The organism is Intestinirhabdus alba (genome assembly GCF_009711095.1).
GTDB classification, from domain to species: Bacteria; Pseudomonadota; Gammaproteobacteria; order Enterobacterales; family Enterobacteriaceae; genus Intestinirhabdus; species Intestinirhabdus alba.
Genome location: NZ_WMJZ01000044.1, coordinates 1 through 23,257, shown reverse-complemented (window position 1 = coordinate 23,257; position 23,257 = coordinate 1). Strand labels below are relative to the sequence as shown.

Annotated in this window: 21 protein-coding genes, 2 pseudogenes and 1 riboswitch; of the genes and pseudogenes, 6 read left to right on the top strand and 17 right to left on the bottom strand. The window is 56.9% G+C overall.

The window, feature by feature from the left end; genetic code table 11:
* Positions 1-558: ISAs1 family transposase (locus tag GJV78_RS20415; protein ID WP_155110018.1), on the bottom strand; the 558-nt coding region annotated here is incomplete at its 3' end.
* A gap of 267 nt (positions 559-825) precedes the next feature.
* Here GJV78_RS20415 and GJV78_RS20410 point away from each other — a divergent pair.
* Positions 826-1,164: a SymE family type I addiction module toxin gene (locus tag GJV78_RS20410; RefSeq protein WP_407929079.1), complete on the top strand. Its 339-nt coding sequence runs from the start codon at positions 826-828 to the stop codon at positions 1,162-1,164.
* Between the two features lie 88 nt (positions 1,165-1,252).
* Here GJV78_RS20410 and GJV78_RS20405 read toward each other — a convergent pair whose 3' ends face one another.
* The 8 genes and pseudogenes from GJV78_RS20405 to GJV78_RS20375 all read right to left on the bottom strand — a co-directional run.
* Complete coding sequence (locus GJV78_RS20405) at positions 1,253-1,642, bottom strand: hypothetical protein (RefSeq protein ID WP_230979193.1); 390 nt, start codon at positions 1,640-1,642, stop codon at positions 1,253-1,255.
* 1 nt (position 1,643) lies between these two features.
* A complete protein-coding gene (locus tag GJV78_RS23780) occupies positions 1,644-1,922 on the bottom strand; it encodes a hypothetical protein (protein ID WP_230979194.1) in 279 nt (92 codons plus the stop codon).
* Between the two features lie 57 nt (positions 1,923-1,979).
* A pseudogene (locus GJV78_RS23775) lies at positions 1,980-2,170 on the bottom strand (RHS repeat-associated core domain-containing protein); the annotation flags it as partial.
* Positions 2,171-2,405: 235 nt separating this feature from the next.
* Entirely contained in the window at positions 2,406-2,810 is a 405-nt protein-coding gene (locus GJV78_RS20395; RefSeq protein ID WP_155110015.1) for an SMI1/KNR4 family protein, read from the bottom strand.
* The gene (locus GJV78_RS20390) at positions 2,801-3,334 is read right to left on the bottom strand and encodes an RHS repeat-associated core domain-containing protein (protein WP_407929078.1); all 534 of its coding nucleotides are present in this window, start codon (positions 3,332-3,334) and stop codon (positions 2,801-2,803) included. The genes GJV78_RS20395 and GJV78_RS20390 overlap by 10 nt, the downstream gene beginning before the upstream one ends.
* On the bottom strand, positions 3,268-3,477 hold the full coding sequence (locus tag GJV78_RS24195; RefSeq protein ID WP_407929077.1) for a hypothetical protein: 210 nt from the start codon (positions 3,475-3,477) through the stop codon (positions 3,268-3,270). Before GJV78_RS24195 ends, GJV78_RS20390 begins: the two co-directional genes overlap by 67 nt.
* A 237-nt stretch (positions 3,478-3,714) precedes the next feature.
* Positions 3,715-3,954: a hypothetical protein gene (locus tag GJV78_RS20380; protein WP_155110014.1), complete on the bottom strand. Its 240-nt coding sequence runs from the start codon at positions 3,952-3,954 to the stop codon at positions 3,715-3,717.
* Between the two features lie 192 nt (positions 3,955-4,146).
* Positions 4,147-4,464: pseudogene (locus tag GJV78_RS20375) on the bottom strand (IS3 family transposase); the annotation flags it as partial.
* Between the two features lie 405 nt (positions 4,465-4,869).
* A riboswitch (Lysine riboswitch) is annotated at positions 4,870-5,065 on the top strand.
* A 210-nt stretch (positions 5,066-5,275) separates the two neighbouring features.
* Here GJV78_RS20375 and lysC point away from each other — a divergent pair.
* Positions 5,276-6,637 carry a lysine-sensitive aspartokinase 3 gene (lysC, locus tag GJV78_RS20370; protein ID WP_155110013.1) on the top strand — a complete coding sequence of 454 codons (1,362 nt, stop codon included), beginning with the start codon at positions 5,276-5,278 and terminating at the stop codon, positions 6,635-6,637.
* 31 nt (positions 6,638-6,668) lie between these two features.
* Here lysC and GJV78_RS20365 read toward each other — a convergent pair whose 3' ends face one another.
* Positions 6,669-7,457, bottom strand: coding sequence for a nucleotidyltransferase domain-containing protein (locus GJV78_RS20365; protein WP_155110012.1), 789 nt, complete (start codon positions 7,455-7,457; stop codon positions 6,669-6,671).
* A gap of 241 nt (positions 7,458-7,698) precedes the next feature.
* On the opposite strand from GJV78_RS20365, the gene GJV78_RS20360 reads away from it, so the two are divergent.
* Positions 7,699-7,971 carry a DUF3811 domain-containing protein gene (locus GJV78_RS20360; RefSeq protein ID WP_155110011.1) on the top strand — a complete coding sequence of 91 codons (273 nt, stop codon included), beginning with the start codon at positions 7,699-7,701 and terminating at the stop codon, positions 7,969-7,971.
* Here GJV78_RS20360 and rluF read toward each other — a convergent pair.
* Positions 7,968-8,840 (bottom strand): 23S rRNA pseudouridine(2604) synthase RluF, encoded by an 873-nt coding sequence (gene rluF, locus GJV78_RS20355; RefSeq protein WP_155110010.1) that lies wholly within the window; start codon positions 8,838-8,840, stop codon positions 7,968-7,970. The two genes, GJV78_RS20360 and rluF, sit on opposite strands and share 4 nt — an antisense overlap.
* 345 nt (positions 8,841-9,185) lie before the next feature.
* On the opposite strand from rluF, the gene pepE reads away from it, so the two are divergent.
* Positions 9,186-9,875 carry a dipeptidase PepE gene (pepE, locus tag GJV78_RS20350; protein WP_155110009.1) on the top strand — a complete coding sequence of 230 codons (690 nt, stop codon included), beginning with the start codon at positions 9,186-9,188 and terminating at the stop codon, positions 9,873-9,875.
* Positions 9,876-9,955: 80 nt separating this feature from the next.
* On the opposite strand, the gene GJV78_RS20345 is transcribed toward pepE, so the two are convergent.
* Complete coding sequence (locus GJV78_RS20345; protein WP_167519679.1) at positions 9,956-11,593, bottom strand: Na/Pi cotransporter family protein; 1,638 nt, start codon at positions 11,591-11,593, stop codon at positions 9,956-9,958.
* Between the two features lie 250 nt (positions 11,594-11,843).
* A complete protein-coding gene (metH, locus tag GJV78_RS20340) occupies positions 11,844-15,527 on the bottom strand; it encodes a methionine synthase (RefSeq protein WP_167519678.1) in 3,684 nt (1,227 codons plus the stop codon).
* A 180-nt stretch (positions 15,528-15,707) separates the two neighbouring features.
* On the opposite strand from metH, the gene iclR reads away from it, so the two are divergent.
* A complete protein-coding gene (gene iclR / locus GJV78_RS20335; RefSeq protein WP_155110007.1) occupies positions 15,708-16,532 on the top strand; it encodes a glyoxylate bypass operon transcriptional repressor IclR in 825 nt (274 codons plus the stop codon).
* Here the strand turns inward: iclR and aceK are convergent.
* The 4 genes from aceK to metA all read right to left on the bottom strand — a co-directional run bounded on the left by aceK (position 16,529) and on the right by metA (position 22,619).
* The gene (gene aceK / locus GJV78_RS20330) at positions 16,529-18,268 is read right to left on the bottom strand and encodes a bifunctional isocitrate dehydrogenase kinase/phosphatase (RefSeq protein ID WP_155110006.1); all 1,740 of its coding nucleotides are present in this window, start codon (positions 18,266-18,268) and stop codon (positions 16,529-16,531) included. The two genes, iclR and aceK, sit on opposite strands and share 4 nt — an antisense overlap.
* Positions 18,269-18,316: 48 nt before the next feature.
* Positions 18,317-19,621: an isocitrate lyase gene (aceA, locus tag GJV78_RS20325; protein WP_155110005.1), complete on the bottom strand. Its 1,305-nt coding sequence runs from the start codon at positions 19,619-19,621 to the stop codon at positions 18,317-18,319.
* A 199-nt stretch (positions 19,622-19,820) separates the two neighbouring features.
* Positions 19,821-21,422: a malate synthase A gene (aceB, locus tag GJV78_RS20320; protein ID WP_155110004.1), complete on the bottom strand. Its 1,602-nt coding sequence runs from the start codon at positions 21,420-21,422 to the stop codon at positions 19,821-19,823.
* A 267-nt stretch (positions 21,423-21,689) separates the two neighbouring features.
* The gene (metA, locus tag GJV78_RS20315; protein WP_155110003.1) at positions 21,690-22,619 is read right to left on the bottom strand and encodes a homoserine O-acetyltransferase MetA; all 930 of its coding nucleotides are present in this window, start codon (positions 22,617-22,619) and stop codon (positions 21,690-21,692) included.
* A 156-nt stretch (positions 22,620-22,775) separates the two neighbouring features.
* Between metA and GJV78_RS20310 the strand changes: the two genes are divergently transcribed.
* The gene (locus tag GJV78_RS20310; RefSeq protein WP_155110002.1) at positions 22,776-23,216 is read left to right on the top strand and encodes an acetyltransferase; all 441 of its coding nucleotides are present in this window, start codon (positions 22,776-22,778) and stop codon (positions 23,214-23,216) included.
* Positions 23,217-23,257 lie beyond the last annotated feature (41 nt).

Below are 23,257 nucleotides of genomic sequence, written 5' to 3'. Positions count from 1 at the left end.
CTCAGGCATGGCTGTTATTTCATTGCTCTTTTCACTCGTTTTTAGCTGCCCCAGCACTACGCCACTCAGGGTTGAAAAAGCACTGATGACATGAATTGCACCACGTCGCCTGCTTTTATCATAAGAACCCCGCAATGTTTTTCCATCAATCGCAATAACATCTTCATCCGGTGAATGGCACTCTCTCATCCAGTTGATAAAACATTCATGGAATTTTTTAGGGCTTATGCAACTTACCACTCTGGCAATGGTATCATGTACCGGAACGCCATTTTCAAAATCGCCATAACNACATTCATGGAATTTTTTAGGGCTTATGCAACTTACCACTCTGGCAATGGTATCATGTACCGGAACGCCATTTTCAAAATCGCCATAACGTTTCAGAAAATCCAGATGAACGTGACCAAAATCTTCTATGACTTCCCAGCCTTCAGCGCCAGCTATAGCGGCACAGATAGTGAGAAGCAGAATATCTGATAATTGGTGCTCGACTTTCCATGACTGCCTGTAATCAGGAATAATTGATATATGTTCCATTAACTTTGCAAGATCCATCTTTTTTATCCTTAAATTATCCTGAGACAGTTGATCATAATCAGCCCTAAAATGACAGTTTTTTCGTGTTATCGCGTGTACATTTTTTGCTCTATGAATAACCATTTGTCAGTACAAAAAGTGTACTTTTCGTGATCTTTCCCTGGCCTCTTAACCCTATCGGGTCTTCGGAATAATCCTATCCCTCGCACCAATCATACCGTCAATTCGCACCATAACCCGCTAAAACGCCCGCATCATACAGGCAAGCTACCGCCACACTCTGATATTCCCTTATCTGCACTGCGCGATTCTAAGCCAGAAGTCACCCTTTCCAAAACCCAGCGCCGTCTTAAAGTCGGCTATGTCGGCATTTCCCGCACCAACCGTAAAACCAAAATCCCCACCGCATATACACGCAGCCCCAGCCTGCACCTTAAGGGTAACTGGCTCGCAGAGGCAGGATTTGAGACCGGGCGTGGCGTGACGATGAAGATTTCGCAGGGGTGCATTTTGCTGTTGGCGGACGATAACGAGGTGCAGGAACTGCGTGAGCAGCTTTATCAGGCTAAACAGGTAGTTAAGGGAATTAAGGACGGGATGTTTAATGTACTGAACGAAGGTTAAATAATAAAAAAGCCGGGAAGAGTTGATTTCTTACCCGGCTATTTAATTTATGATGCTTGTATTTCAGAAAATATCTTTTCAATTTCCTTTACATATTTATTAGGGCCAGGAATCCGAATTTTTTTATATATTCAAGCAAATCATCTGGCCTTTTCGATAATAAATAATACTCAATCAGATGACCAATAGGGAAGTTTACCTTAGGTGCTTGATTGACAATATTATCCTTACCGCCATCTGGTTCAGTATATGCTTCTTGTTTTTTTACAATGTAATTTATTGAAGTTGATCTGCAATTTAATATAACCCAGCATAGATCGTCAAAAGACAGCGAAGCATATCCCAACCATTTTTCCATAAGGATAATAACAACATCGTGAACCTTTGATTTTCTGTCTATTTTCTCTGAAAGAGATTTTTCCAAATCGTCCAGGAAGCTCATGTAAATATCAGATTGCATAAAGTCAGTTAGTTTCATTTTAAAATCCCTTATAATTTCCAATATCTTGCAATATTTCAAGTAACTCACTACCTGGATGCCTATAGGGATCTTTAGCTGCACGTTCCCAGGGCGTAACTTTCTCAAGGTTATATGGAATATCAACGTGCTTTCCATCACGTTGAGGCCAGTAATGATGATTTAGCTCTAACGATACATTTCTTATTCTTTCTGTACCTGTTTTAAAATGAAATTCTTTAACACGAATTTTTGGAGCAAGACCAAAACGCATTCTTAACATATTTACTGGTGAATACATGCCCTTTGGTGCAGCTTTAGCTTCTGCTTTCCAGTAATCACGTCTGGCTGAACTCCAGCATTTAAAACCTAACGGATCTATCCAGTTTAATAGATTAGGTGCATAACTGTAGAGGTTTAATCCCCCCGCCAGCCTTATCGGGTCGGCTGGGTAAAGTGCCCGTCCTCCGGATCGTAGTAGCGGAAGGTAGTGTAGTGCAGCCCCGTTTCGTGGTCAAAGTACTGCCCGGCAAAGCGCAGATTCTGCCGCAGACTTTCCCCTTCTCCGGTACGGCTCTCCTGCTTCAGCGCCCCCGCCACACCGCGCCGTCCTGATGGTCATAGCAGATATGATGCCGCGCCGTGGTTTTATCCATCAGCTAGACGGTTTCATTTATCTAAACAGGTAGCTAAAGAGTTAAAACTAACGCTTGTTTAGTAAATTAAGAGCAAATTATAAAAAGCTGGACAGTTTTGAGGATCTCTCCCGTTCTTTAATTATATTCTAAGACAATTTATTAATAAACTCACCAAAGGATTCACAAACAAAGGTTAATTTCTTTTCATCCATTAGCCATATATATATTTTTCCATAGTCTTTATCTCTTAATGAAAGTAAAAAACAGTTGCCGCCCTCATCTTCAGCAAAAGGAACCATATCTTTCAATTCAGGAAAATCATCAATTAAATCCTGATAGGTTTTTTCTATCGGAATTTTTCCATATTTTATAGAAATGAATCCAGAAAATAATAAAGGTGAAGGATGCGAAGTTTCAGGCAAGTACCCGCCATTATTTTCAAGATAGAAGTCTCTAAACTCGTCAGGATTTTTTTTACTGAAATATTTTTGAAACTCAAAAAATTCATTTTGATTTAGTTTTTTTTCTGATTCTTCAATAATTAGACGCATCCTCGTACTCCTCTGTTTTTGGCTGGTTGAGTATATACCCTGCCGGTTGCTGCCTTATACTGGCTGACACCACCATTATAGTTTATACCTCTATGAGCCTCTTTTTCTATTAGCTGCATTGTCCCTTTATTAGTAACAGGATCATAATCATCAAGATGGTGCCAAACATAACCTCTAGGTGTTGAAATTTGATCCAATCCAGCCTTTGCATTTGCTCTCTGGAAATCAATATCATAATCACCTGAATATTCAATAATAACTACAGGTTTAACTCCGGGGCGTTTATTATATAACGCATTACTACCCGAGTAGTCCAGACCGCCACCAGAAGTTCTGGTGACTCCTGTATAACCGCGATCTTCCAGCTTAACTATTGGATCTACAGCGAGGCCTAAAGGATCAATATAACTTAATGCATTTGGCGCATACGCATACTGGTTCAGCCCGCCCGCCAGCCCTATCGGGTCCGGCTGGGTAAAGTGCCCATTCTCCGGATCGTAGTAACGGAAGGTAGTGTAGTGCAGCCCCGTTTCATAGTCAAAGTACTAGCCGGCAAAGCGCAGATTCTGCCGCAGCGTTCCCCTTCTCCGGTACGGCTCTTCTGCTTCAGCGCACCCCACTCGTCGCAGCGCCCCCGCCACACTGTCCGCCCCACTTTGTCGTGCAGCGATTCCGGCAGCCCGTTCAGCGCCGTACGGTACCAGTACCAACCGGTGCTCCTCGTCGTAATAAAAGCGCTCCGTCCGCCCCTGCCGTTTATCCGTTCTCTCCGCCAGTCGCCCGAAGCCGTCGTAGCAGCAACGCACCTTCCCGCTGTGGCCGGGACAATTGTTTAGTGGATTGAACGAAAGCTAAATAATAAAAGGCCGGGATGTTTTAAGAATCTTTCCGGCCTTTGATTTTTTCAGCTCAAACAGTTGATCGCTAATGAATCCAGTTCAATCCATGCTTCTTCCAAACTTAATGCTAGTTCTGTTTTGTTTTTACACTTATCAAAACTAGCATGTGCATTTCTTATCATCTGAGGAATTTCGTATAAATATAAAGCTAACCCCTTATCTATAAAGCTCTCACTTTTCAAAAGATCGGAAAGAATTTTTAGGCTAGATATCAATTTATTATACTCATAGACATTAAAATCCATACTAATTCTAATCTCATTAACAAAACTGTTATCAATTATTTTACTTCATTCAACATAATCCACCTATTTAAATATGATGGCTTCATGAGGAATCTCCCCAATTGATCTTACCCACGTATTGTGGCCACAGCCCTAAGCGAGATTCTGGTTTTCAAATTGTTCCGGGCTGAGGCCGTCACAGGTACTGTGACGTCACCACCGATTGTAATCGCATTCGATATAATTAAACACCGTCGCCCGCATTGTTTCCCGGCTGTCAAACTGTTCGCCGTGAATATATTCCACCTTCAGCGAATGGAAAAAGCTTTCCGCACAGACATTGTCGTAACTATACCCTTTTGCACTCATGCTGCCACGCAGACTGTGCCGATGTAGCAGCGCCCGGTAGTCTGCTGAACAGTACTGGCCGCCGCGAGCGCTGTGAATAATAACATTCCGGGGCAATTTACGCCTCCACAGAACCATTTGCAGTGCATCGCATACCAGTGCTGCGCCCATACGCGAGGACATCGGCTAGCCAATGATGGGACGGTTGTGCAGGATGTTTTCGTCCGCCTGCGCCAGCAGGCACCCCGCGCTGGTCCGTGTAGCTGCCCCACGTCCCAACAAACATTCCCCGGAACATAGCGAACGATGTAACCAGGATGCGTAAGCGTAGCTAACGCACATGTGGCTTGAAGAATGACGGGTATAAGCCCTTTTTCTGATAAGGAAAGCTGCATAAAAAATCCGCATAACCCTGGCGTTGACAAGCTACCCGCTAACCCTTTATTTATAAATGCGCAACCTGCCGCAGTTGGGCAGGCTTGTATTACCAGAGCATTTTACGCTGAGCGCATCCCCGGCCATTTGCGGAAGTTAACGACCGGGGCAGGTGAGAGATCAACGGACGCGATGGCATGGAACGCAAAGGTAATTGCCAGAAGAGGCGCGTTGTCCAGGTAAGATACCCGAGAAGCCGGTTCGCTGAAGGTATCCGAGGGGGAACAACGCCGAGAGGGTGCATCGCACGGCAGCGATCGCCGTCGGCTACAGGGGCTGAATCCCCTGGGCTGTCACCAGGAACGTTCGCAGTCGGGCGTTTCGCAAGTGGTGGAGCACTTCTGGGTGAAACCGAAGCTGAGTATCGCTCTGCGCCCACCCGTCTTTCGCTCTTCCCTTGTGCCAAGGCTGAATAATCTGGTCTGGTTTATTAAGGCGTTCTTATCGCAGCCGGTCTGGCCCCCACGGCGCAGGGGTATGAAAACACAGCCGTCGTCCGGGGCCTGCGCGCTGAGTCAAACCGCCCTGATCGGTCAGACCTCCCTGACACGAGGTTTTTATGACTACTACCGTTTCTCCGCTCGTCGTCGCCAAGTTTGGCGGCACCAGCGTCGCCGACTTTGACGCCATGAATCGCAGCGCCGACGTGGTGCTTGCCGACCCGTCCGTGCGCCTGGTGGTACTTTCCGCCTCCGCCGGCGTCACGAATCTGCTGGTGGCGCTGGCGGAAGGGCTGCCGCCGTCCGGGCGCGCCGACACGCTTGAGACTCTCCGCGCCATTCAGCGCTCTATTCTGCAACGGCTGGGCAACCCGGAGGTGATCCGGGAAGAGATCGAGCGCCTGCTGGAAAGCATCGCCTCCCTTGCCGACGCCGCCGCGCAGAACACTTCCGCCGCCCTGACCGACGAGCTGGTCAGCCACGGCGAGCTGATGTCCACCCTGCTGTTTGTTGAGATCCTGCGCGAGCGCGGCGAGCAGGCCCAGTGGTTCGACGTGCGCAAGGTGATGCGCACTAACGATCGCTTTGGCCGCGCGGAGCCGGACGTCGCGGCGCTCGCCGGGCTGGCGACGCAGCAGCTGGCACCGCGCCTGCGCGAAGGGCTGACCATCACCCAGGGCTTTATCGGCAGCGAAGGCAGCGGCCGCACCACCACCCTTGGGCGCGGCGGCAGCGACTACACCGCCGCCCTGCTGGCGGAGGCGCTGCACGCCACCCGCGTCGATATCTGGACCGACGTGCCGGGGATTTATACCACCGATCCGCGCGTCGTGCCCGCCGCCCGGCGGATCGACGAAATCGCTTTCGAAGAGGCGGCGGAGATGGCCACCTTCGGCGCTAAGGTGCTGCACCCGGCGACCCTGCTGCCCGCGGTGCGCAGTGATATTCCGGTTTTCGTCGGCTCCAGTAAAGATCCGCAGGCGGGGGGCACGCTGGTGTGCAATAAAACCGCGAATCCGCCGCTGTTCCGGGCGCTGGCGCTGCGTCGCAAGCAGACGCTGGTGACCCTCCACAGCCTGAATATGCTGCACTCGCGCGGCTTCCTGGCGGAGGTGTTCGGCATCCTGGCGCGGCATAATATTTCCGTTGATTTGATCACGACGTCGGAAGTCAGCGTGGCGCTGACCCTGGACACCACCGGCTCCACCTCCACCGGCGATACGCTGCTGACCCAGCGGCTGCTGATGGAGCTGTCCGCCCTGTGCCGGGTTGAGGTGGAGGAAGGGCTGGCGCTGGTGGCGCTGATCGGCAACGACCTGTCGAAAGCCTGCGGCGTCGGCAAAGAGGTGTTCGGCGTGCTGGAGCCGTTTAATATCCGGATGATCTGCTACGGCGCATCCAGCCATAACCTCTGCTTCCTGGTGCCGGGAACGGAAGCCGAACAGGTGGTACAGAAGCTGCACCATAACCTGTTTGAATGATCGACGGCCCGGCCGGCGCGCCGGGCCATATTCAGCTTCCCATCACCGCTGACATCAGCAGGCGATCCAGCTCCCTGACGTCGCCCTCCCGACTGTCCGGAAGCTGAGGCGGGATCTCGCCCCGCGCCAGCTCGGCCTGGATAAACGCCTGCAGCAGCGGACGACGCGGGCCATACTCCGCCTCTCCCGCCCGCTGCTTACGCACCAGCAGCTCGTCGATCTCCCGACGCAGCGGCGCATCCAGTTCACTTCCCGCCAGCAGATCGGCAAAGCGCATCGGCGGCACGCCCCGGCCCGCCTCGACCCAGCGCACCGCCAGCAGCGGCCGCAGCACGTAAAAGTATTTTTTCAGCCGCACCGTGTCGCCCTGTAGATAACCACGAAAGTTTTTGCGCGCCATCGAGTAATAGTGCCAGCGCGCCCGCAGCGGAGAAAACCAACGCGGCACCAGCGCCTTCAGCGCCTCGACCGTCGCCGCATCCTGTTGATAAACCACCGGCGAGTCGAGCCATTCGATAAGCGTCGGGTTAGCGCCCTTCAGCAGGCCGAGCGTCTTTCGCCACTCCCAGCCGCAGATGTCCAGCTCGTCGCTTATCGGCAGCTCGATAACGTCGCGCTGCGCCTCCACCCGCAGATACCACGGCAGCGGGTGAACATAGAGAAAACGTATGTCATAGTCGCTGTCCGGCGAGGCGAAGCCCCAGCCCCGGCTGCCGGATTCGCAGGCGTAGAGGATCCGAACGTCGAAGCGCTGCTCCACCTCTTTTAGCTGGTGCGCTACGCGCTGGCGCATCGCCGCATCTACGGTATTTATACTCATCGCATTGCTCCTTTTATGCGTTGTAGGCCGTTTGCGCCGCAGCCCTGCCCAGACGGCAGGCGCGGCGAGGGCCGGGCGGCAGCGTCTTCCATCATACTGGCGCAGGGCGCGCTTTTTACCATGCGACCGCCCCTTCTTCCTGAAAACGGACCCGCTTCCGGCCGCCGGGAGCCTTCAGGAGAGGTTCTATTTTGTGTTAAATGCCGTACACTGAGCGAACCGGCTAACTGAGGGCACCCGTATGGCACTCCCCCGCATTACCCAGAAAGAGATGACTGAGCGCGAGCAGCGCGAACTGAAAACGCTGCTCGACCGCGCGCGTATCGCACATGGTCGCCCGTTAACCAACGCAGAGACCAATAGCGTAAAAAAAGAGTACATCGACAAGCTGATGGTGCAGCGTGAGGCAGAGGCCAAAAAAGCCCGCCAGTTAAAGAAAAAGCAGGCCTATAAACCGGATACCGAAACGACCTTTTCCTGGTCGGCGAATACGCCGACGCGCGGCAGGCGTTAACGCCCCTTCTTTCTGCGCCCCGGCGAGACAAAGCGCTTCCCGTTCGCCGCCGGGCGCGACGGCTTTTCAGCACTTTTTTCTGGTTTCACCAGCGGGCGCTTAATGCCCGCCGTCTTCGGCTTCGCCTTTACCTTCGGCTTTGCTTCAGACGAGGAATTCTCAATCAGCCTGAAGAGTTCGATCAGCTCGTCGTCCGTCAGGTCCCGCCATTCGCCCGGCGGGATCCCCGTCAGGCTGACGTTCATAATGCGCGTCCGCTCTAGTTTGGTTACTTCATAGCCAAAGTATTCGCACATACGGCGGATCTGGCGGTTCAGCCCCTGCACCAGGGTGATGCGGAAGATGAACGGTGCCTCTTTCTTAACCTTACACTTTTTGGTCACCGTTCCGAGGATCGGTACGCCCGCGCCCATGCCGCGAACAAATTCATCGGTAACCGGCTTATCGACCGTCACCAGATACTCTTTTTCATGATCGTTGCCGGCGCGCAGGATCTTGTTGACCAGATCGCCGTGGTTGGTCAAAAAGATCAGCCCCTGGGAATCTTTATCCAGACGGCCGATGGGGAAGATCCGTTTGCTGTGGTTGACAAAATCCACGATGTTATCGCGCTCGCCCTCTTCGGTGGTGCTGACGATGCCAACCGGCTTATTCAGGGCGATCAGCACCAGATCGTCCGCTTCGCGCGGCTCAATCAGGCGGCCGTTTACCTTTACCACGTCGCCGGGGTTAACCCGATCGCCAACGGCGGCACGTTTACCGTTGATAAACACATTGCCCTGCTCGATAAAGCGATCCGCTTCGCGGCGCGAGCAGATCCCGCTTTCGCTGATGTATTTATTTAATCGGGTGGATAAGTCGGTCAGCATAGGGTCTCCGGTACACTCGGTCGGGCAGCCTTCAGGCAAACTGAATATTTTGGCTTAAAAAAGCGGAATATACCGTACCAGGAGGTTATTCAAAAAGAAGCGTAGGCAAATATCTGCGCGCAGGCCATCATCCGCCGCGTCTCCTCCGCCCTGCGTCATCGTCCGTGCAGGGAAGGAAACGGGATAATACGTCATCAATAACCGCTTTAACTGAAACAAAACGCTGGTTAATGCGCGACATTCCGTCAGATCGTTGGCAACAGCGTGAGCCACGTCAGCAAGCCGTTAACCCGGAGGTGGTAGGATAGCGCGTAATAACTTATTGCCTGATGAGATGGAGAAAAAATGGAACTGCTGTTATTGAGTAACTCAACGCTGCCGGGTAAGGCGTGGATGGAACATGCGCTGCCGCTGATTGCCGGGCAGCTGAACGGCCGCCGCTCCGCCGTCTTTATTCCCTTCGCCGGCGTAACCCAGACCTGGGACGCCTATACCGCCAAAACCGCCGCAGTTCTCGCCCCCCTCGGCGTTTCGGTAACCGGTATCCACAGCGTTGCCGATCCGGCCGCCGCCGTTGAGAAGGCGGAAATCATCATCGTCGGCGGCGGCAATACCTTTCAGTTGCTCAAAGAGAGCCGCCAGCGCGGCCTGCTGACGCCCGTCGTGGAAGCGGTGAAGCGCGGCGCGCTGTACATCGGCTGGAGCGCAGGGGCCAACCTCGCCTGTCCAACCATCCGTACCACCAACGATATGCCGATTGTCGATCCGCAGGGCTTTGACGCGCTGGGCCTGTTCCCGCTGCAGATTAACCCGCACTTCACCAACGCCCTGCCGGAAGGCCATAAGGGCGAGACCCGCGAGCAGCGCATCCGCGAGCTGCTGGTGGTCGCACCGGAGCTGACGATCGTTGGCCTGCCGGAAGGCAACTGGATAACGGTAAGCAAAGGAGAGGCGACGCTGGGCGGCCCGAATCCAACCTGGCTGTTCCGGGCGGGCGAAGAGGCGATCCCCCTGGAAGCTGGCCACCGCTTCTGAAGATAATCCTGCGGAATGCCCGATGCGTCGCGGCATTCCGCTGGCCGACGGCGCTGAGGTTCGTTCCGGCCTTTTCCTGATTACGCCTGGTATTCATCCCGCTCGTCGTCTCGATCCGGCTGCTCCAGCACGCTGTAGGCCACCGAGCAGAACAGCGAGTTCAGACGCTGCATATCTCCCAGCAGGCCCAGATGCAGAGAGCTGGTCTCGATGCTCTGTACGTTCTGCTGGTGCAGACGATCCACGTGGGCGTGGGAGTAGCGACGATTAAGAATACGAAAGCGGTGCTTGCTGCGCCGCAGGCGGCGGGCGCTGGCCACGTCGCCGGAGAAAAAGACCGACATCGCCAGCCGCAGATTGCTCTGCAACAGTTCATAAAGCGCGTCCAGCTCCTTTAAACCCTCGCCGGAAAAGGCCCGCCGCGCCGCCAGCGACTTATCGGCAATTTCGCTGCCCATCCGCTCGACGATATCCGAGGCCTGCTCCAGATTGAGCGACATCTCAATGATCTCCGCCCAGCGCTTAGACTCCTCCTCCGCCAGCTCCTCTTTGGGCATTCGCGCCAGGTAGAGCTTAATGGCGGTATAAAGCACGTTGATGTCGTCCGCCTGTCTGCGCAGCTCTTTCTCCTGACGCGGCTCGCCGTGCATCACCTTTTTCAGCCCTTCCATCATCTGCTCCATGGCGTCACCGATGCGCAGGGCCTCGCGGGCGGCGTTGGCCAGCGCCAGGGTCGGCGTATCCAGCGCGCTGACGTCGAGATGCTTCGGCTTCAGCCGGGTATCCAGCTCCGGCGTATCGCGGATAATCCGCTCGCAGAAGCGCGCCATCGCCCCGGCAAACGGCACCATCGCCAGGCAGCGCGCCAGGTTATAGAAAACGTGGAAGTAGATCACCAGCTCCGACTTCGCCAGCGGCATTTCGTCCATCACGTTGGCCAGCACGTGGACGAAAGGCAACACAACCAGGCTGCCCACCAGCTTGAACAGCAGGCTGCCGAGGGCCACCCGTCTGGCGGCGGGGCTGGCGGCACCGTTGTTAAGCATCGCCAGCAGGCCAGAGCCGAGGTTAGCGCCAATGACCAGGCACAGCGCCACCGGAAAAGAGATCGCCCCTGCCGCCGTCAGGGTGGCCGTCAGCAGCACCGCCGCCAGGCTGGAGTAGCTGATAATGGCGAACATCGCGCCAATCAGCGCGTCGAGCATGATATCTCCGGTCAGGGAAGCGAAGATCACCTGTACGCCGTTGGCCTGGGTGATGGGCGTCACCGCCTGCACGATCAGCTCCAGCGCCTGCAGGATCAGCCCAAGGCCGATCCCCACCCGCCCCAGCTGCCCGGCCCGGGACTGCTTGCGTCCAAGGAAAAAGATAACGCCGATAAAGATCAGCAGCGGCGACAGCCAGGAGAGATCGAAGGTCAGCACCCGCGCCATCAGCGCGGTCCCCACGTCGGCCCCGAGCACAATCACCAGCGCGGGCGTCAGGGCCACCAGATCCTGGGCAACGAACGAGGTTACCAGCAGGGTAGTGGCGTTGCTGCTCTGCACCAGCGCGGTAACGCCAATGCCCGCGCAGAAGGCGAGCGGCTTCTTTTCCACGCTGCGGCTGAGCACGGTGCGCAGGCGAGCGCCGAAGACGCGCATCACGCCGGTACGCACAATATGGGTGCCCCACACCAGCAGGGCGACGGCAGAAAGCAGGTGCAGCAGAGTTAACACGGAATCAGGCACTCCTTAGATTTACAGGTTTTCCTGAAGCTCATCGGTGATAGATGGCCGGATGGCGCGACGCTTATCAGGCCTGCAAAGAGCAATAGTATAGGCCGGATAATGCATCTTCCCCGCGATCGGACAGTCAGGCAGTGTTCCTTAACCGGGCGTGACGCCGGGGTCGCCCGCAGCGGCAGGTGCAGGCGCGCCGTACCTGCCCCGAAAAAACGCCCTGGTGCAATCCGGCAGCCCGGCCAGATCAGTCCGCGTCGTAGCCCAGGTTCGACGCCAGCCAGCGCTCCACTTCCGCCACGCTCATTCCTTTGCGCAGGGCGTAATCCGCCACCTGGTCACGCTGGATCTGCGCCACCGCGTAGTATTTGCTCTCCGGATGGCTGAAGTACCAGCCCGCTACCGACGCCCCCGGCCACATGGCGAAGGATTCGGTCAGCTTCATGCCGATGCGTTTTTCTACATCCAGCAGCTGCCAGAGGGTGCCCTTTTCGGTGTGCTCCGGGCAGGCCGGGTAGCCCGGTGCCGGGCGAATCCCCTGGTAATTCTCGCGGATCAGATCCTCGTTGCTGAGATTCTCATTCGGCGCATAGCCCCACCAGACTTTGCGCACCCGCTCGTGCAGGTACTCGGCAAAGGCCTCCGCCAGGCGATCGGCGAGCGCTTTCACCATAATTTTGTTGTAATCATCGTGCTGCGCCGCGAACGCCTCCGCCAGCGCGTCCTCCTCAAGGCCGCCGGTTACGGCAAACGCGCCGATATAGTCCGCCTTGCCGCTCTGCTTCGGCGCAACGAAGTCCGCCAGGCAGTAGTTGGCGAAGCCGGCCTTTTCCGTCTGCTGGCGCAGATGATGGCTCACCGCCAGCACGCGGGTGCGGCTCTCATCGCGGTAGATCTCAACGTCGTCGCCCACGCGGTTCGCCGGGAACAGCCCCACCACCCCGCGCGGGTTCAGCGCTTTTTCCGCACTCAGCTTATCCAGCATGTCGTTGGCGTCGTTAAACAGCCGCCGGGCCTCCTCGCCCACCACCTCATCTTCAAGGATGCGCGGATATTTCCCCGCCAGCGACCAGGTCATAAAGAACGGCGTCCAGTCGATGTAGTTGCGCAGGGTTTCGATGCTGGCCTCCACCTCATGCACGCCCGGACGATGGGCCACCGGAGGGGTGTAATTTTCCCAGTCGAACGCCAGATCGTTATCCCGCGCCGCCTCCAGCGATATCGGCGGGGTGCGCGGCTTTTTGCGTCCGTGCTGGATGCGCACGGTTTCATACTCCTGGCGGGTGCGGGCGACAAAGTCGTCCCGCTGGGTGTCGGAGAGCAGCGCCGCCACCACCCCGACGGTGCGCGAGGCGTTCTGCACGTAGACCGTCGGCCCGCTGTAGTTCTGCTCGATCTTCACCGCCGTGTGCGCCTTCGAAGTGGTCGCGCCGCCGATCAGCAGCGGAATAGTGAAGCCCTGGCGCTCCATCTCCTTCGCCACGTTGACCATTTCATCCAGCGACGGGGTGATCAGCCCGGAAAGGCCAATCAGATCGGCGTTGACCTCTCTGGCGGTTTTGAGGATTTTCTCCGCCGGGACCATCACGCCGAGGTCGACGATCTCGTAGTTATTGCACTGCAGCACCACCCCGACGATATTCTTGCCGATGTCGTGGACGTCCCCCTTCACGGTGGCAATCACCATCTTGCCGTTGCTGGAGCCTTTCTCCTTGCTGGCCTCGATAAACGGCTCCAGGTACGCCACCGCCTGCTTCATCACGCGGGCGGACTTCACCACCTGCGGCAGGAACATCTTCCCTTCGCCGAACAGATCGCCGACCACGTTCATGCCGTCCATCAGCGGCCCTTCGATAACCTCGATCGGGCGCGCGGCCTGCTGGCGGGCCTCTTCGGTATCCAGTTCGATAAATTCGGTAATGCCCTTCACCAGCGAGTATTCGAGGCGTTTTTTGACCTCCCAGCCGCGCCACTCCGCCTGCTGCGCGGTGGCGGTATCGTCGGTTTTGCTGCCGCGGTATTTCTCCGCCAGATCCAGCAAGCGTTCGGTGCCATCATCGCGGCGGTTAAGAATCACATCTTCAACCGCATCGCGCAGCTCGCCGGGCAGGTCGTCGTAGATGGCCAGCTGCCCGGCGTTAACGATGCCCATGTCCATGCCGTTGCGGATAGCGTAGTAGAGGAACACCGCGTGAATGGCCTCACGTACCGGATCGTTGCCGCGGAATGAGAACGAGACGTTGGAGACGCCGCCGGAGATCAGGGCGTGCGGCAGCTCGCATTTGATATCTTCGCAGGCGTCGATAAAGTCCTGCGCATAGTTATTGTGTTCATCGATGCCCGTCGCCACCGCGAAGATGTTCGGGTCAAAGATAATATCCTCCGGCGGAAAGCCCACCTCTTCGGTGAGAATGCGGTACGCCCGCCGGCAAATCTCGACTTTACGCGCCCGGGTGTCGGCCTGCCCCTGCTCGTCGAAGGCCATCACTACCACCGCCGCGCCGTAGCGGCGCAGCAGCTTCGCGTGGTGAATAAAGGTCTCCACCCCCTCCTTCATGGAGATAGAGTTAACGATACCCTTGCCCTGAATGCACTTCAGCCCTCTTTCGATGACCTCCCACTTCGAGGAGTCAATCATAATCGGCACCCTGGCGATATCCGGCTCGCCGGCAATCAGGTTCAGGAAACGCTCCATCGCCGCCCCGGCGTCGAGCATTCCTTCGTCCATATTGATGTCGATAATCTGCGCGCCGCTTTCCACCTGCTGGCGCGCCACGTCCAGCGCTTCGCTGTACTTCTCTTCTTTAATCAGCCGCTTGAATTTGGCCGAGCCGGTGACGTTGGTGCGCTCGCCAACGTTGACGAACAGGCTGTCGTCGCCGATGTTCAGCGGCTCCAGCCCCGACAGGCGGCAGGCCACCGGGATGGCGGGCAGCCTGCGTGGCGGCAGCCCTTCAACCGCGCGGCTCATCGCCGCGATATGCTCGGGCGTGGTGCCGCAGCAGCCGCCGACAACGTTCAGGAAGCCCGCCTCCGCCCATTCGCGGATCTGTCTGGCCATGGCGTCGGCGTCCAGATCGTACTCACCGAAGGCGTTGGGCAGCCCGGCGTTCGGATGCGCGCTAACGTAGCAGTCGGCAATACGCGACAGCTCCTGCACGTACTGGCGCAGCTCGTCCGGCCCCAGCGCGCAGTTGAGGCCGAAGGTCAGCGCTTCAGCGTGGCGCAGCGAGTTATAAAACGCCTCGGTGGTCTGCCCGGAAAGGGTGCGCCCGGAGGCGTCGGTAATGGTGCCGGAGATCATAATCGGCAGCGCCACCCCCAGCGCCTCAAATTCCGCCTTCACCGCAAACACCGCCGCCTTCGCGTTCAGGGTGTCGAAGACCGTTTCGATGAGGATCAGATCCGCGCCGCCTTCCACCAGCGCTTTGGTGGACTCACGGTAGGCTTTTACCAGCCCGTCAAAGGTGATATTGCGAAAGGCGGGATCGTTGACGTCCGGCGAGATGGAGGCCGTGCGGTTGGTGGGGCCAAGCACCCCCGCCACATAGCGCGGTTTCTCCGGGGTGCGCGCCGTCCACGCATCGGCGCAGGCGCGCGCCAGCTTCGCCGCCTCATAGTTGATTTCCGCCGACAGGGATTCCATCCGGTAATCCGCCATCGCGATGGTCGTCGAGTTAAAGGTGTTGGTTTCAATGATATCCGCACCCGCCTCGAAGTAGGCGCTGTGGATGGCGCTAATCACCTCCGGTCTGCTGAGCACCAGCAGGTCGTTGTTGCCTTTCAGATCGCAGGGCCAGTCGGCGAAGCGCTCGCCGCGAAAGTCTGCTTCGCTCAGACGATGGTTCTGGATCATGGTGCCCATTCCGCCGTCCAGCACCAGAATACGTTCATTTAACTGCGCACGCAGTTGTTCAACTTTGCTGCTCACACTCGCTCCCGACAACGATCAACGTAACGAATCATACTGGCACAAAGCGTGCTGGTGGAAAAGAGAGCGGCGGACAACATGAGACATGTTCAGCTTCACTCATCGGATCAGCGCGGGAAGACTTGCATTATAATCAGATAAAACGAAAATGATTTCCACGATACAGAAAAGGAGCTAACTATGGTCGCCACCGTTCCCGCCAGACGCGGCAGAAAGCCCGCCGCGACAACCGCCCCTGCAGCCGGACAGGTTCAGTCCCTGACCCGCGGCCTGAAGCTGCTGGAGTGGATTGCCGAAGCCAACGGCAGCGTGGCGCTCACCGAGCTGGCCCAGCAGGCCGGCCTGCCCAACTCCACCACCCACCGGCTGCTGACCACCCTACAGCAGCAGGGTTTTGTTCGCCAGGTCGGCGAGCTGGGGCACTGGGCAATAGGCGCTCATGCTTTTATCGTCGGCAGCAGCTTTCTGCAAAGCCGTAACCTGCTGGCGATTGTGCACCCCATCCTGCGCCAGCTGATGGAGGACTCCGGCGAGACGGTCAACCTGGCGGTGCTGGATCGGAGCGACCACCAGGCGATCATCATCGACCAGGTGCAGTGTACACAGCTGATGCGCATGTCCGCGCCCATCGGCGGCAAGCTGCCGATGCACGCCTCCGGGGCGGGTAAGGCGTTTCTGGCGCAGCTTAGTGAAGACCAGGTAACCGATCTGCTGCACCGTCAGGGGCTGTTCGCCTGGACCCACGCAACGCTGGTGTCGCCGGTGCATCTGAAGGACGACCTAGCCCAGACGCGCAAGCGCGGCTACTCGTTTGATGATGAAGAACACGCCCTGGGCCTGCGCTGCGTGGCGTCGTGCATTTTTGACGGGCACCGCCAGCCCTTTGCCGCCATCTCCATCTCCGGGCCTGTTTCGCGTATTACCGACGACCGGGTGACGGAGCTTGGCGCGCTGGTGATTAAGGCGGCGAAGGAAGTGACGCTGGCCTACGGCGGGGTTCGTTAAGCCACGGGCGCGCGGCCGTAGCGCACGCAAAACCGCTGCCTGCGCCGATAGGCGTACACGTCCTCCACGTGCCCCTGGCGGATGCGCGTCTGTAATGCCCGCCAGTAGTCGGCGCGCAGCAGATCGCCGTGCATCTCCTCAAACAGCGGGCCAATGCGCGGATCGACGCACAGCCAGTGGCGGAACTCTTCCGGAAAAACATCGCCCGGCGACACGCTGTACCACGGCTCGCCGGCCAGCTCATCTTCCGGATAACGCGCGGGCGGGATGTCGCGAAAATTCACCTCGGTCATGTAACAGATTTCGTCGTAGTCATAGAACACCACCCGACCGTGGCGGGTAACGCCGAAATTTTTAAACAGCATATCGCCGGGGAAGATATTGGCGGCGGCGAGCTGGCGAATGGCGTTGCCGTACTCTTCGATCGCGTCGCGCAGCGGCTGCCCTTCCACCTGCTCCAGCCAGAGGTTCAGCGGCACCATTCGCCGTTCAATATACAGATGGCGGATAACAATCTGCTCGCCGAGATCGACTATTTTTTCTGCCGCCTCCCGCATCAGCAGCGCCATCAGCGCCGGATCGATGCGCCGCTTGTCCAGCACAAAGTTTTCGAACTCCTGGGTATCGGCCATTCTTCCGACCCGATCGTGCTCTTTTACCAGCTGATAGCAGGCGCGCACGCGGGCGGCGGCGATCTCTTTTGGCGGGGCGAAGGTATCCTTAATAACCTTAAATACCCGATCGAACCCCGGCAGGGTAAACACCAGCATCACCATGCCGCGAATGCCGGGAGCCTCAACAAACAGATCGTCGCTGTCGGCCAGATAGCGCAGATATTCGCGATAGCTTTCCGTTTTCGCATGTTTCAGACAGCCAATCGCCATGTACAGCTCGGCGGTGGTTTTCCCCGGCAGGATCTCGCGCAGCCACTCCACCGTTGCGGCGGGCAGCGGCGCGTAAACCATAAAGCAGGAGCGGGCAAAGCCAAATACGATGCTGGCTTCCGCCGTGGTGGTCAGACAGGCATCAACAAACAGCTCGCCCGCGTCGGTGCGGTGAATGGGCAGCAGAAACGGCAGCGTCCCGGAGGGCGTGATCAGCTTGCCGACCAGCCAGGCGGCCTTATTACGGTAAAACAGCTCGTTAGCCACCTGCAGGCGGCTGCGCTGCAGGGCGGTCGGGCCGAGGGTCTCCGTCAGATGGGCGATAATACACCGAATATCGCGGCCGCTGTTCTGCCAGGGCAGACGCAGGGGCAGGTCACCAAGCAGGCGCGTTAACAACGCCGCCCAGCCGCGATCGGGGGAGAAGTCTTTTGCCAGCGGGCGCGGCATGGTGCGGAAGCGGCGCTCCGGCTGCGAGCTGAAAACAAAAAGCCGCTCCGGGGTCAGCGAGCGATGGTCAAATAGCCGACAGTAGACGGAGTTAAAAAAGCTCTCCGCGATCTCAAAGCGCGGGTAGTCCGGCAGCAGCCGGGTGTAGTGCGCCTTTACGCGCAGCAAAAAGGCCGGGTCGGCGCTTTCGCCGCCGGTCATGCAGCGCAGCTGTTCCACCACCAGCCCCACGTGATGATCGTAGAGATGAATACGGCTTTTCATCGCCTGCTGTACCGCATGCCAGTCGGCCTGCTCAAAGCGCTGCTGGGCACCGGACGTCACCTCCAGAAACCGACCGTACTGGGCATCAAAGCCCTGCAGAATAGTCTGCGCAATCAGCTGTTCAAGGCCACGCGACATCGCTTCTCCTTACGCTGACCCTCTCCGGATGGAGAGGGTCAGCGGCAATCAGAACTGCGACTCTTCCGTAGAGCCGGTCAGCGCGGTTACCGACGAGGTGCCGCCCTGAATAATGGTCGTAACCTTATCAAAGTAGCCGGTGCCCACCTCCTGCTGATGGGACACAAAGGTATAACCCTCTTTGCCTGCGGCAAACTCCGGCTGCTGCACCTTCTCAACGTAGTGCTTCATCCCTTCGCCCTGCGCGTAGGCGTGCGCCAGGTCGAACATGTTGAACCACATGCTGTGGATGCCCGCCAGGGTAATAAACTGGTACTTATAGCCCATCTCCGACAGCTGCTGCTGGAAGCTGGCGATGGTCTTATCGTCCAGATTCTTCTGCCAGTTGAACGAGGGTGAACAGTTATAGGCCAGCAGTTTGCCCGGGAATTTCGCATGAATCGCATCGGCAAAACGCTTCGCCAGTTCCAGATCCGGCGTCGAGGTTTCACACCACACCAGATCGGCATATGGGGCGTAGGCCAGGCCACGGCTGATGGCCTGCTCAATGCCCGCCCGGGTGCGGAAAAAGCCTTCGCCGGTACGCTCGCCGGTAATGAACGGGCGATCGTACGGATCGCAGTCGGAGGTGATCAGATCGGCGGCGTCGGCGTCGGTACGGGCGATCAGCAGCGTCGGCACGCCCATCACGTCCGCCGCCAGCCGGGCGGCCACCAGCTTCTGAATCGCCTCCTGGGTCGGCACCAGCACTTTGCCGCCCATATGCCCGCACTTCTTCACCGAGGCCAACTGATCTTCAAAGTGAACCGCCGCCGCCCCCGCCTCAATCATCGCTTTCATCAGCTCAAAGGCGTTCAGTACGCCGCCAAAGCCGGCCTCCGCGTCGGCAACGATCGGCAGAAAATAGTCCACATAGCGCGGATCGTTCGGCTCAATGCCGCTGGCCCACTGGATCTGATCGGCGCGACGGAAGGTGTTGTTGATCCGATCCACCACCGCCGGCACGGAGTTGGCCGGATAGAGCGACTGATCCGGATACATGCTGGCGGCCAGGTTGGCGTCCGCCGCTACCTGCCAGCCCGAGAGATAGACCGCCTCAATCCCCGCCTTCGCCTGCTGCAGCGCCTGGCCGCCGGTCAGCGCGCCGAGGCTGTTGACATAGCCCTTTTTCGACTCGCCGTGCAGCAGTCGCCACAGTCTGTCGGCCCCCAGCTGCGCCAGGGTGCACTCAGGATTAACCGAGCCGCGGAGCTTTACCACCTCCTCTGCGCTGTACGGGCGGGTAATGCCTTCCCAGCGCGGCTGCGTCCACGCTTGCTGTAATTCTTCAGTTTGTTGACTGCGAGTCTTCATAGGCAGATGCTCCATAGTATCTTCCTGGCTTCCCAGGCGTTATTGGTGAAGGCAGTCCGGCCACGGGAAACCGCGGCGTACCTGTCGTACGTGCGGCTCCTGGCCGCGACGCTCTCCCTCTGGCCGCCGCATACGGCGTTCGATACCCGAAAGCGTTTTGTGAGCGCTGCCGGAGTGGCGGAAAAAATAACCGGGATTATCAGGCCAGCAGGCGGTAGCCCGGCAGCGTCAGGAAATCGATCAGCTCGTCGGAGGTTGTGATTTGCTCCATGAGGCGCGCGGCGTCGTCAAAGCGCCCGCTGCCGTAGCGGTGCTCGCCCAGCTCCTCCTGGATAACCCGTAGCTCTTCCGCCAGCATCTGGCGAAACAGCGCTTTGGTTACCGGCCTGCCGTTGCTCAGGGTTTTCTGGTGATGGATCCACTGCCAGATGGACGTGCGGGAGATTTCCGCCGTCGCCGCGTCCTCCATCAGGCCGTAAATCGGCACACAGCCGTTGCCGGAGATCCACGCTTCGATGTATTGCACCGCCACGCGGATATTGGCGCGCATCCCCGCTTCGGTGCGCTCCCCTTCGCACGGGGCCAACAGCTGTTCAGCGGTGATCGGCGCGTCTTCGTCACGGGTGACAAACAGCTGATTTTTATGTTCCCCCAGCGCTTCGTTAAAGATGGCCATCGCGGTATCCGCCAGCCCCGGATGGGCGATCCAGGTGCCGTCGTGACCGTTGCGGGCTTCCAGAGCTTTGTCAGCCTTGACCTTCAGCAGCACCTGGGCGTTACGCCCGGCGTCTTTACTGGGGATGAACGCCGCCATTCCGCCCATCGCCAGCGCCCCGCGTCGATGGCAGGTTTTAATCAGCAGGCGCGAATATGCGTTAAGAAACGGCTTATCCATGGTTACCGCCTGACGATCCGGCAGGACGCGATCCGGATGATTCTTCAGGGTCTTGATGTAGCTGAAAATGTAATCCCAGCGTCCGCAGTTCAGCCCCACGATGTGATCGCGTAGCGCGTACAGGATTTCATCCATCTGGAAGACCGCCGGCAGGGTTTCGATCAACAGCGTGGCTTTGACGGTGCCGCGCGGCAGGCTGAAGCGATCTTCAGCATAGCTGAACACGTCGCTCCACCATGCCGCCTCCTGCCAGGCCTGGGTTTTCGGCAGATAAAAGTAGGGGCCGCTGCCTTTAGCCAGCAGCGCCCGGTGGTTATGGAAAAAATAGAGGGCAAAGTCGAAAAGGCTGGCGGGAATGGCTTCACCGCGCCATGTGACGTGCTTTTCCGACAGGTGCAGGCCGCGCACCCGGCAGATCAGCAACGCCGGGTCCGGCCCGAGCTGGTAGATCTTTCCGGCTTCGTTGGTATAGCTGATGGTGCCGTTAACCGCATCGCGCAGATTGATCTGCCCTTCAATCACCTTACTCCACAAGGGTGCCAGCGAATCTTCAAAATCGGCCATAAACACCTTCACGTTGGCGTTCAGCGCGTTGATGACCATCTTGCGCTCAACCGGGCCGGTGATTTCCACCCGCCGATCCTGTAAATCAGCGGGGATACCTCGTATTTTCCACGCTCCCTCACGAATGGAAGCCGTTTCCGAAATAAAATCAGGCAACTTACCGTTATCAATTTCCTGCTGCTGGCGGATGCGGGCGGCCAGCAGGTCGTTGCGTTTTGGCGTGAAGTGCGCCACCAGCTCCGTCAGAAATGCCACCGCCTCCGGGGTAAGAATTTGCCTTTCCTGCTCGCCGGGACGCTGGCTAAATAGCAGTTCTTCAGTTGTTGTTGCCTGTTGATTCATTCTTCGGCTCCTCGTTATAGCTCCGATCGCATGTCCGGTAGGGGTACAGGATCGTTGTGCGCTTTTCGCTCAACACAGCTAAGACTATCCGGTTAAATGACAAAATCAAAAACAATTTCCATTTTTAATTTAATTTATAATTAACCAATTGATAACAATAAAGTTAAAGTTTCCTCTCGCCGTGAGCATAATTTCAGAAATAAAAAAAGCACCCGAAGGTGCCTGATTTAGATGCTAAAACGCTTCAGGAGCGTTAGCAGCAGAAGATTAATCCAGCGTTGGATTCATGTGTCGCAGATCGTATGGCGTTATCTGGTAAACGTAATAGTTGAGCCAGTTGGTGAACAGCAGGTTGCCGTGGCTGCGCCAGGTCGCGCGGGGACTCTTTTGTGGATCGTTTTGCGGAAAATAGTTATGCGGAACCCGGGGATTCAGCCCCGCCTCAACGTCACGAAAATATTCCCCTGCCAGGGTATGCGCATCATATTCCGGATGGCCCGTTACAAACGCGATGCGTTTATCTTTACTGGCGAACAGGTAGGCGTCGCCGTTCTCCACCTCCGCCAGGATCTCCAGATCGGTGTAGTCACGAATTAACGCCGCCGGGAAAGCGGCATAGCGGGAGTGGGGGGCAAGAAAGAAATCGTCAAAACCGCGCGTCAGCAGGGCGTGGGGTTGAAGAATATGGTGTTCGTAGACGCCGGAAAGTTTATCGTTGCGGGTTTGCTTCGGTATGCCATAGAGGATATTCAGCGCGGCCTGTACCGCCCAACAGACAAACAGCGTTGAGGTTACGTGATCTTTCGCCCACTCCAGCACCTGCTTAATCTGCGACCAGTACGCCACGTCTTCAAACTCCACCAGGCCCAGCGGCGCGCCGGTGACAATCAGGCCATCAACGTTCTGGTCGCAGATATCCTCAAAGTTGCAGTAGAAGTTATTCAGATGCTCTGCGGGTGTATTGCGCGACTCGCGGGAATCAATACGCAGCAGCTGTATATCGACCTGTAGCGGCGAATTAGAGAGCAGGCGCAAGAACTGGTTTTCAGTTTCAATCTTTTTTGGCATCAGGTTGAGAATGAGCACCTTAAGCGGGCGGATTTCCTGACCTGACGCGCGGGACGACGTCATGACAAAGACATTTTCCTCACGCAAAAAATTGACGGCGGGTAGCTCATCCTGCACGCGAATCGGCATAACCTGATAACCTCCTGATATACGTTTAAACGTTTAGACATCCAGATAGCTGAAGATACCCAGAAAACCAGTGAATGTCGAGTCTGCATATTGAAAGTGAGAAAGTTTCACGAAGGCTTTTGCGGTAGACTATAAACATTACTGACAGGAGAAAACATGGACATAAGTATACGTCGCTCGCGTCATGACGAAGGGGATAAGCTAATTGCGATCTGGCGCAGCTCGGTCGACGCCACACACGATTTTCTCTCAGCCGATTATCGAGCCGAGCTGGAGGAGCTGGTCAGCGCCTTTTTGCCGGAAGCGCCGCTGTGGGTCGCGGTAAATAAGCAGGACGAACCCGTAGGCTTTATGCTGCTTACCGGCGAACATATGGATGCCCTGTTTATCGCCCCTGATATGCGCGGCTGCGGCGTGGGCAAATTGCTGATTGAACACGCACGCTCTCTGGCACCGGAGCTAACGACCAATGTCAATGAACAAAATGAACAGGCGGTCGGCTTCTATAAAAAGATGGGCTTTACGGTGACGGGACGTACGGAGGTGGATGATTTAGGCAGGCCCTATCCCCTGCTCAATTTACGCTATCAGGGATGATTTACCGGCGCACCAGCGCAAAAAGGCCATCCCGCAGGATG